General features: G+C 67.1%; 1 protein-coding gene. It reads left to right on the forward strand.

Features of this window, described 5'->3' with window-relative positions:
• Window positions 1-2,298 (forward strand): PAS-domain containing protein (locus AC1D00_RS37250; protein WP_477014104.1); only part of this gene is annotated, 2,298 nt, incomplete at both ends.

Raw genomic sequence — 2,298 nt, forward strand, 5'->3', positions numbered from 1 at the left:
ACCCCGACATGTACGTGCTGGCGCTGCCGATAGAGGGCGGCGCGGATCTGCTCAGCGTCGCCATCTTCGTCGGCGGCCTGTCGGCGGCAACCGCGATGGTGATCGTCGAATGCGTCGCGCTCTCCATCATGGTCTCGAACGACCTCGTGGTGCCCCTGGTGCTGCAACGGCGGCCGGAGGGACGCACCGGCGGCGCCGATTTCAGCGACTTCCTGCTGCGCTCGCGCCGGCTCGCGATCTTCGCCATCATGGTGATGGCCTATTTCTACTACCGCGCGCTCGGCAACACCCAGCTTGTCGCGATCGGCCTCTTGTCCTTTGCCGCCATCGCCCAGCTCGCGCCGAGCTTCTTCGGCGGGCTATTGTGGCGGCGGGCGACCGCGCGCGGCGCGATCGGCGGCATGCTGGTCGGCTTCGTGGTGTGGCTCTACACGCTGTTCATTCCGAGCTTCATGGATTCCTCGACCGCGGGCATCCTGCTGCTCCAGCACGGCCCGTTCGGGATCGAGGCGTTGCGGCCGCAGGCGCTGTTCGGCGCCGACCTGCCGCCGCTGATGCACGGCGTCATCTGGTCGCTGTCGCTCAACATCCTCACCTATGTGCTGCTGTCGCTGGCACGGCGGCCTTCGTCCATCGAGCTGGTGCAGGCCGATCTGTTCGTGCCAAACACGCTCGCGCCGATCTCCCCGAATTTCCGCCGCTGGCGCACCACCGTCACCGTGCAGGACATCCAGACCACGGTGGCGCAATATCTCGGCCCGGACCGCGCCCGGCATTCGTTCGAGGCCTTCTCGGCGCGGCGCAATATGCGGCTCGAGCCGGCAGCGCCCGCCGATTTCGAGTTGCTGCAGCACGCCGAGCACCTGATCGCCTCCTCGATTGGAGCTGCGTCCTCGCGCCTCGTGATGTCGCTGCTGCTGCGCAAGCGGACGGTCTCCGCCAAAGCCGCGCTGAAACTGCTCGACGATTCCCATGCGGCGCTGCATTTCAACCGCGAGATCCTCCAGACCGCGCTCAACCATGTGCGCCAGGGCATCGCGGTGTTCGACGACGACCTGCAACTGATCTGCTCCAACCGGCAATTCGGCGATCTCCTCAACGTGCCACCGCATTTCATCCAGTTCGGCACGCCGCTTCGCGAAATCCTGGAATTCATGGACGTGAGCAATCCGGCCGACCCGATCGAGCGCGAGGCCATGCTGGAGCGGCGGCTTGCCGCGTATACCATCGACAGCGAGCCCTATCTCGAGCGCCTGCCGGACCGCCACATGGTGATCGAGGTGCTCACCAACCGCATGCCCGGCAGCGGCTTCGTCATCACCTTCACCGACGTCACGCCCACCTTCGAGGCCGCCGAAGCGCTGGAGCGCGCCAACGCGACGCTGGAAAAGCGCGTGCGCGACCGCACCGAAGAGCTGACCCGGCTGAACTCCGAGCTGGCGCTGGCCAAGAGCACGGCGGAAGACGCCAGCATCTCCAAGACGCGGTTCCTCGCCGCCGCCAGTCACGACATTCTCCAGCCGCTGAATGCGGCGCGGCTCTATGTCACCAGCCTGGTCGAACGCCAGCACAGCGGCGAGGAGACGCGGCTGGTCGAGAACATCGACGAATCGCTCCAGGCCATCGAGGAAATCCTCGGCGCGCTGCTCGACATATCGCGGCTGGACGCCGGCGCGATGGCGACCTCGATCTCGAGCTTCAAGATGGCCGATCTGATGCGCTCGCTGGAGATCGAATTCGCTCCGATCGCGCGCGCCAAGGGCCTCGATCTCACCTTCGTGCCCTGCTCGCTGCCGGTGGAGTCGGACCGTCTCCTGCTGCGGCGCCTGCTCCAGAACCTGATCTCCAACGCGATCAAATACACCCCGCGCGGCCGTGTGCTGGTCGGCTGCCGCCGCCGCGGCGCCTCGCTCAAGATCTGCGTCTACGACACCGGCGTCGGCATCCCCACGGTCAAGCGCGGCGAGATCTTCAAGGAGTTCCACCGCCTCGAGCAGGGCGCGCGGATCGCGCGCGGTCTCGGCCTTGGCCTCTCGATCGTCGAACGGCTGGCGCGCGTGCTCAACCACGGCATCGCCATCGACTCCAATGTGGGCGGCGGCTCGGTCTTCTCGGTAACGGTGCCGACGGCGAAGGCGATCACCCTCACCGCCGCCGTGACCAGCGCGACGCCGCTGGCGCGCGCGCCGATCGCGGGCGCGCTGATCGTCTGCATCGAGAACGATGCGGCGATCCTCGACGGCATGCGCACGCTGTTGAAAGCCTGGGACGCCGAGGTGATCGCGGTCGCCGATCCCG

This window comes from Bradyrhizobium sp. P2_E8 (assembly GCF_056403875.1).